The 8,346-nt window shown below is 63.7% G+C and carries 4 protein-coding genes and 2 pseudogenes; 4 read left to right on the forward strand and 2 right to left on the reverse strand.

What is annotated here, in order from left to right; all coding sequences use genetic code 11:
• Positions 1-374: pseudogene (locus ABEL04_RS11290) on the forward strand (hypothetical protein); the annotation flags it as partial.
• An 85-nt stretch (positions 375-459) separates the two neighbouring features.
• On the opposite strand, the gene ABEL04_RS11295 reads toward ABEL04_RS11290, so the two are convergent.
• Positions 460-1,206 carry a DUF3267 domain-containing protein gene (locus ABEL04_RS11295; protein ID WP_375802498.1) on the reverse strand — a complete coding sequence of 249 codons (747 nt, stop codon included), beginning with the start codon at positions 1,204-1,206 and terminating at the stop codon, positions 460-462.
• A 346-nt stretch (positions 1,207-1,552) separates the two neighbouring features.
• On the opposite strand from ABEL04_RS11295, the gene ABEL04_RS11300 reads away from it, so the two are divergent.
• Positions 1,553-3,199 (forward strand): NFACT RNA binding domain-containing protein, encoded by a 1,647-nt coding sequence (locus ABEL04_RS11300; protein ID WP_375802499.1) that lies wholly within the window; start codon positions 1,553-1,555, stop codon positions 3,197-3,199.
• Positions 3,200-3,273: 74 nt separating this feature from the next.
• Here the strand turns inward: ABEL04_RS11300 and ABEL04_RS11305 are convergent, their stop codons facing one another.
• The gene (locus tag ABEL04_RS11305) at positions 3,274-6,462 is read right to left on the reverse strand and encodes a basic secretory protein-like protein (RefSeq protein ID WP_375802500.1); all 3,189 of its coding nucleotides are present in this window, start codon (positions 6,460-6,462) and stop codon (positions 3,274-3,276) included.
• Between the two features lie 315 nt (positions 6,463-6,777).
• Here ABEL04_RS11305 and ABEL04_RS11310 point away from each other — a divergent pair, with 315 nt between their 5' ends.
• Both ABEL04_RS11310 and ABEL04_RS11315 read left to right on the forward strand, forming a co-directional pair.
• On the forward strand, positions 6,778-7,407 hold the full coding sequence (locus ABEL04_RS11310; RefSeq protein ID WP_375802501.1) for a plastocyanin/azurin family copper-binding protein: 630 nt from the start codon (positions 6,778-6,780) through the stop codon (positions 7,405-7,407).
• A gap of 186 nt (positions 7,408-7,593) precedes the next feature.
• A pseudogene (locus ABEL04_RS11315) lies at positions 7,594-8,346 on the forward strand (nitrous-oxide reductase); the annotation flags it as partial.

Consider the following 8,346-nt stretch of genomic DNA (forward strand, 5'->3'; position numbering starts at 1 on the left):
TCGACGAAACGCTCCGGCCAGTTCACGCCGACGGGCCGGTTGATACCGGCTACCAGGAGGTCCGAACGGGAGATGTGGCGGGCATTCATCGCTCTGCGGCCGGCCTCATCAGGGGAGAGCGCCGGGTAACACTCGATTTGAAGATGTACGCCGGGGCCGAGTCCTCGTACGACGCCATCGAGGTGGAAGGGGAGCCGCCCACCGATCTTCGGTTCCGCGGAGGGATTTTTGGCGACACGGCCCCCGTGGACCATGCTGGTCAACACGGCGCCTCGTGCAATGAAGGCCCGGGCCGGGCTGCGGACCATGAAAGAGTTGCCGGGCCCTCGAGCCTCCGCGACCCGCCCTCTTGCGATGGCGGCCCATTGATCTGAGTGCGGTGTTCTCACCATCCTGCCGCACCCGTCATTCGGATCTCTCCAGAGCAGTGGACGAGCCTTGGTCGGTCGGCGGGGACGGCTAGAGGAGTACGACCGCGAGCAGGAGTCCGACGGCCACGCATCCGAGAGGGATGAAGGAAAGAAGGGCTACCTGTTTGGGCGACAGGCCGTCCTTGCGGCTCGACTGTACGTCCGCGAGGTCCTCCTCGGATACCGGCGAGGGGGACGAAGCCGACGAGCCCGCAACGATCACGTATCCCACCTCCCAGGGATGGTCCTGGACCCACGTTCCGGCGGGGACGACGCGCAGGATCCAGAGCATCAGAAAGTCCCCGGCGGCCGCGACCAGCAGCAAAAACCCATAGAACGTGGCCAGCCAATACCCGGTCGTCAGCCCCACGCCGAGGGGGATGACGCCCAGCACAATGCCCGGAAGGGCGACGGCGACCCGGTAGGTCCAGACCCGGGTCGGAACCTCACATTGAGCAAATGGGGTCAGTGCCCTCCAGTGCACCCCGAACCGAAGATCTCCCCACGAGGCCTCGCCACAGACGTATCCCACTCCGTGGAGCCCTTCGTGGAGCACAGTCCCCAGCACGAGGGCACCGGTAAACAGCAGCGCTAGTGTCGGGTCGGTTGGGAACGGGACGTCGGGAGGCCCCCAGAGCGTGAAGTACGGCCCGAGCGAAAGCAGGGCGATCGGGAAGAGCAGCACTACGGCCCGCATTTGCGCCTCGGCCGCGGGCAGGACGGCCCGCGACAGGCGGGGAGGCGACTCGGAGGCACGGGACTCGAGGTCACCACGGTCGATTGTCGCGGACGGCATCGAGCTGGCGAAGTGTCGGGAAAAGCATCGATCGAAAGTACAACGACAATAAAGACAACCACGATGAGAATAACCACCCTGAAGAGACGCATTCCGCTCCTACTGCATTTCCAATCCCGGGAAATTGGAGAAGGCGGGCTCGTCTTCCGGACATGTCCGAACGGCTCGGGAACGAGTGAACGGGTCGAGGACCGCTAAGCGCCCGAAGACGAGTGCTCGTGCTTGTAGGGGCACAGACGCGCGGCATAAATGATTGGGCCGCGAACCCGCACGAGTGCTCAAACGTGTGGACGATGGGCCGCACAGAGGCCGTGTTCGCCTCCTATTCTGTACATCTCCTCGAACAGTGATCAACAACTACTACACGCTCCGGGCTCTCGTCCGCGAGTGGCGTCCCGACCTCGTAGGCACGACAATTCGGGACATCTACTCGCAGAACAAGAACGAGCTGACCATCGCACTCGGGGACACGGATCGGGACTGGATGGTGCGCGGCTCGGTGGAGCGACCCTTCCTGCACCTTTTCCGGAAATCGGGATACGCCAAGGCCCGCCGGAACGTGGCCACCCTCTTCGGCGAGGGGATTGGTCAGGAGGTGCTCGAGGTCCGAATTGCCAACCGGGACCGGCTCGTGTACTTCGACCTAGAGGATGAATCCCAGATCTTGTGGCAGCTCTTCGGCGCCCGGGCGAATGTCTTCCACGTTGGGGCCGACGGCACGATCAACGAGGCCTTCCAGAACGACTCCGAGCACGCCGGAACGGACCCCCCCACGCCCTACCCCGCGCCGATGCCCGAGACGTTCGACGAGTTCGAGGATCGCTGGACGAACGATCGCAACAAGACGCGCCAGGCCGTCCAATCGGCCGTGTCGCTGTTCGGGGCCCCACTGGCGCAGGAGACGCTGCACCGGGCCGGCGTCGCTACGGACGCGCCGAGGGACTGCACAGAAGCAGAGCGCGGTGCTCTCTTCGAGGCGTCGATGGCGCTGCGTAAGGCCCTCGAAGATCCCGACCCGGTCATCTACCGTGAGGGCCCGTTTCCGGACGCCTTCGCGCTGGTGCCGCTGCAGCACCGCGATGCGGGGCCCGCCGAGCGGTTCGACACGGTGGATGCTGCGGTGACCGACTTCGTGCGAGGCACGCTGGCGAAGCAGCACTTCCATCGCCTCTACGACACCTTGGAAGAAGCCCTCACTTCGGCGGCCGAGCATCACCGGCAGAGTGCCGAGCGCATCCGAGAGGAGCTTGAGAGCGAGAGCCGCGCCGGTCGCTACGAGCGGTGGGGCCACCTGCTCATGGCCCAGCAGGACCAGGTGCCCGCCGGGACAGACGAGGTGGAGCTTCCCAACCTGTTCGGTGGGGGTGAGACTGTGGCGATTCCGCTCGATCCCTCAAAATCACCCGTCGAAAACGCGCAGCACTACTACGAACGGGCCCGGAGCACGCGCCGCTCCCGCGAGGAGGCTGAACAGCGTCTCGGCGACACGATCGAGCGTGCCAGGCAGGCCCAGCAGCTCCTCAACAAACTCCGTGACGTCCGCACCCTCGACGGAATCAAGCAGTTCCGGGCCGAGCACGAGGAGGCTCTCGCTCCGTTCGTAGAGCAGAAAGACGCCGGCGTCGATCGATTTCCGTACCGCCGGTTTGACCTCGAGGAGGGCTTCGAAGTGTGGGTGGGCAAGAATGCCCGCCAAAACCATGAACTCACATTCCACACCGCGCAGAAGTACGACCTCTGGCTGCACGCCCGGGAGGTGCCGGGAGCCCATACCGTACTTCATCTCCCCAACCGCGACGCCGAGCCAGGCTCACGCCGCATCCACGCTGCCGCGGCCATTGCCGCCCACTACAGCCAAGCGAAGGGCAGCGGCGTGGTTCCCGTTATGGTCACCGAGCGCAAGTATGTCACTAGCCCCACGGGGGCGGAGCCCGGCGTCGTCCGCGTCGACCGCGAGGACGTCGTCATGGTGGAGCCGGGACTGCCGGAATGATGCGTGAGGCGTGAAGAGTGATGCGTGAGGGGGGACCGTGAGGGCATCACGTTTCACGAATCACGTGTCACGATTCAGAAGCCCGGCGAGATGCGAAAGCCCAGCTCCCAGGTCGTGTCGCGGCGCTGGAAGGGGCGTGCGTAGTAGGCCTCCAGCAGGAAGCTGCCCAGGATGTTGAAGCGGGCCGCGATGCCGGTACTCACGACCGGAATGTTCGTCGCGGCGCTCTTGCCCGTCTCGAAGTTAAAGAATTCGGGGGCCTGGTTCGCGGTCCACGTCACCCCCGCGTCGGCGAAGAGGGCCAGGGTGGTGGGCACGTACCGGAACGGGATGAGACTGAAACGCTCTGGGCCGAGAAGGGGCACGCGGACCTCGGCGCGGGCCGTAAGCGAACGCGTCCCGAAGAGGCGGTCGATCTCGGCGCACTGCGAGCGGATCGGATCGTCACTCACCGACGTGCAGCCCCCGTTTTCCCGGATGCCCGACGCAATCTCTCGCACGTTGTAGCCGCGCACGAAGCCCTGGCCGTAGGGGTAGCCGATGTACTCGTTCCCGATGCCGAACTCATCGTTGAACTCCGCGCCGTAGTTGCCCACGTGCAGCGCCTGGACGGCGAACGTAAATGGCTTCGCGTAGAAGTACCGCCGAAGGTCCGCGCGGACCGACACGAAGTTTTGCGTCCCAACCGTTGGGGTGAGCCCGAGGCGCCACCGGCCCCCCTGCACAGGGCCCGTGAGGCCGTTGGTTGAGAAGTCGCGAACGTACGCCGCGCTTCCCACGACCAAGTACTTCGGATCCCGTTCGCCGAAGGCAGATTCTAACCGCTGACTCACCTCGTCCGGGACAGGGCCGATCTCACGGATGTTTGTCCCGAATCCGTAGCGCGTTGCCCCGACCGAAAACTCGAACCGGCGAGTCGGGCTCAGCGGGTACGAGGCATTGCCGCTCGCGGAGGTAATGTATGCCCGTCGGATGACACTTGCGGCGGCAAGGCGGCCCGATGGGGTACGGAGCCGGAACGTATTCGCGCCAAAAATGAGCGGCGTGTGGCTGAGCGACCCGCCCCAGTTGAGCTGGCCGCGGCGGTTCATGTACGACACCCCGCCGCCGATGTCCCGGAAGGTGCCCTGCGCCTGCACCGCCACGGTGAGACTCCGGTGCCCCAGCATGTCGCCGAACCGAAACCCAATTCCGCCCGACAGTCCCCCGCCAAATGGGCCGCCGATGGACGCCCCTACGCTCGGCGGCGCGATGGCCTCCAGCGAGAGCGTGGATTCGTAGTCGCTGACTTCATAGTTCGTCGAGGCCGGGGGAAGGCCGGTCTTTGGATCGCGGAGGTTCGCAGCCACGAGCCCATCGTCCTGCGGGGTGTACGGCGGAAGAACGCCCGCCTCCGTGAGTGTATCTAGCGGGGCCGCGGCCACCTCGTCGGCAGTGTCCACGGTGTCCATCTCCGTCGGCTGCTGGGAGGGCGTTGCCTGAGCCGCTGCTGCGTCGAGAGGGGTGCCCTGACCCGCGCTGGCCGGGCGGCGGAAGCCCGTGTAGTTGCCGTTCTTGAAGACAGAGAACATCAGGTCGCCACTTGTCCGGGCGACAGACAGTGCGGGCGAGAGTGCCGTAATGCCGCTCACACCCGTCTTCAGGTGCGTGACCCGAAACAGATTCCCGCTCGACAGCTCCATGCGATAGATGTCCTTGAATCCATCCTGGTCGCTAATGAAGTAGAGGCTCTGCCCGTCCGGCGAGAACTGCGGGTTGTGGTGGAGCGCGTCGCCAAACGGCTCGCGGACCGTCACCTCGCCGCTCGACACGTCAATCAGCCCGAGGTCCATCTTGGAGGAGGGATTGAGCGTGTCGAAATTCGTCTCTGCACGGTCGGTCGTGAAGGCGATCGTCTCCCCGTCCGGCGACCACGTGGGCTGGAGATCTGCGTAGCGATCGTTCGTGAGCTGGCGAACCGACTTCGTCTGCAGATTCAGCACGTACAGGTCGCTGATGCCCCCGTCGGTGCCGCTGAACGCGAGCTTGGTCCCGTCTGGCGACCACGCTGGATTCTTGAGCGAGGTGACGCCCTCCACCGAAATGCTCCGCTCAATTTCCTCATCCTCGACGTTCCAGATGGTGATCTGGTTGTCCCCCTCTGCATAGCTCACGAAGGCGAGGCGACGGCCGTCGGGCGACCACGTGCCCGACGAGCTGAGGAAGCGCAGCGCGTTGAAGTGGGTCGTCGTGCCGGCCTGATCGAGCTCCGCGATTACCTCTCCAGTCTTGGCGTCCGCAACGTACAGGTTGAATTGAAAGAGCTCGCGCTCGGAAATGAACGCCACGTAGCGCCCGTCTGGGCTGAGCGACGGGGAGATGTTGATCCGTCCTCCATTCGTCTCGGGCGCGAGCACCTTCTGCCCGGCCGAATCAGGCGGGGTCCGGTTTTCCATGAGGGGAAGATAGGCGTCGCGGGTCGCCTGCGCCCATTCCTTGGTCAGCGAGTCGGGCGAGATGCCGAAGAGGCTTACGTACGCGGAATCGAGCCCCACTTGTCCGCCCCGCTTAAAGAGATTTGCGACGGACTGATCCCCGTATTTGCCCCCGATGTATGCGAGATACGCCTGTCCGTAGCGGTACGGGAAGTATTCGCGCGGGTTGGCCAACTCTTTAAACGATGGCATGTCGTCGCGCCGCACGGCATCCCGCATCCACATGGCCGTGTGTGAGGATCGCCGGCCCACCGACAGGTACTCCGCCATGCCCTCAATGAGCCACGTCGGGAGGCCTCGGAGCTGAATGCCGAGGCTGTCCTGGTTGAGAGCGAGATCGTACTGGAAGGAGTGCACGAGTTCGTGGCCCAGCACGTGGTTCGTCTCGCCGTACGACGGGGAGAGGGGCATCACCACGCGCTCCCGGAGCGGCTCGGTGAAGCCTCCGGTTGCCGGACTGATGGCCTGATCCACGACGTTGGTCTGCTGAAAGTCCGCGTCGTTGGCGTAGAAGATGATTGGCTTCTTTTCGTCGAAGCGGTGCAGAAAGACCTCCGTGTGGCGGTCGTACCAGCGCTCGGCCATGCGGGCCGCGTCGCGCACGGCCTTTTCTTCGGCCGGGTAGAAGTAGAAAACGAAGTGCTCCGTCTCCAGGGTTTTAAAGTTAAAATTGTCGTATTGGACCTTATTCTTCCCGAAGTACTGGGCGTTCGCCGCTGGAGTCGTGAAGGCCGCGAGGAAGGTCAGCGCGAAACAGAGGGTGAGAACGGACGAGAGCCGGAATCGCATGGGACAAGGGACCTTGTCGGAAGGAGCGGACGAAAGTCTTTATGCCCTCTAACACTGTCGTAGAGGTACGAACGTGTGATGTGTCCCTAGTATTCTGATATGAGCGACCGTAGGACGTTACAGGAGGTCAAGCACTGGACCTCTTCGAAGTCGTAAAATTACTGCCGTGTCGACGCGCCGAAGGAGACGTTTGGATGGTCATTCGTTAATCAGCGATGAAGCTCTGCGGGGATTGACCTAGGTCAAGGACAGCAGCGCTCGACGCCCATAGATTGGGGAGCGAACTTGAAGCTGTTCACCAGACCCAATTCTTCCATGAGCAACCCAATCGCAGCGTCCAGCGCGCCCAACGACACGCCCGATTCCCCTTCGCGCCGCGAGTTTCTTCGTCGCTCCGCCGCTTTTGGACTCGCCAGCGTCGGGGCCGGAACGCTCCTCGCGGCCTGTGGCGGATCGAGCGGCGAGGCCGAGTCGGCCTCTTCCAGTAGCACTGCGTCGTCGACAGAGGCGTCCGGGGGAGGCGCGGGTGGACAGGTCGATACGACCGTTACGCTCCATCCGAAGGGCAACCAGATGAAATACAAAGAGACTGAGTTTACCGTAGCTCCCGGCCAGAAGGTCAAGCTCGTTTTTGAAAACACCGCGACGAGCCCCTCGATGCGCCATAACGTCGTGATTCTGAATCAACCGCCCAAGAAGAAGACCTTCCGGAAGATCGGACAGGCCGGCGTGAAAGCGGGGTCGTCCAACGACTACGTTCCGCAGGATGAGAGCCTTCAGACGCTCATCCTTGCGCATACGCCAATCTCTAAGCCCGGTGAGACGGTCTCAACCACGTTCACCGTCCCGGAGGAAACCGGGGAGTACGGCTACGTCTGCACGTACCCGGGCCACTGGGCCACGATGCGGGGCACGATGGTCGTGACGGAAGACGCCGCGACGTAGTGAGCCGTCCGCGTGGGGGCACGTCCCACGCCGATGCCCGAAATCCCCCACGCTCATTCTCTCGGCGTGCGCGCCGGACTGTGGGGCTTCTGCTGACAGATGGGGCTCGCGGCGAGCACGTCTTTCCATCTGGACGCCAAAACAGATTTTCGCACACTCTTATCCAGAATAGTCCACACGAAATCCATGCAATACCTCAAATATCTCTTCATTCTGTTCCTCCCGCTCGGCCTGCTGGGCTGCGGCGGCTCGTCGGGAAATGGGAGTAGCGACGGCGCTCCGGCTTCCTACGTCCCGCCCGGGGAGAAAGACAACTACTACCTGTTCTACTCTGGCGGTCACTCCGGCAACGTGTGGGTGGCGGGCCTGCCGTCGATGCGGATGATCCAGAAGATTCCCGTCTTCACCCCCGCACCGGGCCTAGGCTACGGCTTCACAAAGAAGTCGAAGGAGATGATGGGCAAGTACAAGTGGGGCGACGTGCACCACCCGGCCCTCTCCCAAACCAACGGGACCTACGACGGCCGCTGGCTCTTCGTGAACGACAACGCCAACAACCGCGTCGCCCGGATCAGCCTGGAGGACTTTAGCACGAAGCAGATCCTAGGTCCCATCCCCAACTCGATGGGGAACCACGGCTCCTCGTTCGTGACGCCGAACACCGAGTACATCCTGGTCGCCACGCGCTTTTCGGTGCCCCTGCCGAAGGGGACCCACGCGAACGTCGAGAACTACGCGGAGAAGTTCCACGGCATCGTGAGCGGCGTGAAGGTCGACTCGACCACCGGCCACATGTCGGTCGGCTGGCAGGTCAAGACGCCGCCATTCAACTGGGACCTCGGCTCTACCGGAAAAGGCCCGAGCTACGGATGGGCGTTCTGGTCGTCCTACAACACCGAGATGGCCCACGACTCCCTGGAGATCAACGCCAGCCAGCGC

The sequence above is a fragment of the Salinibacter sp. genome, assembly GCF_042218895.1.
GTDB lineage: Bacteria > Bacteroidota > Rhodothermia > Rhodothermales > Salinibacteraceae > Salinibacter.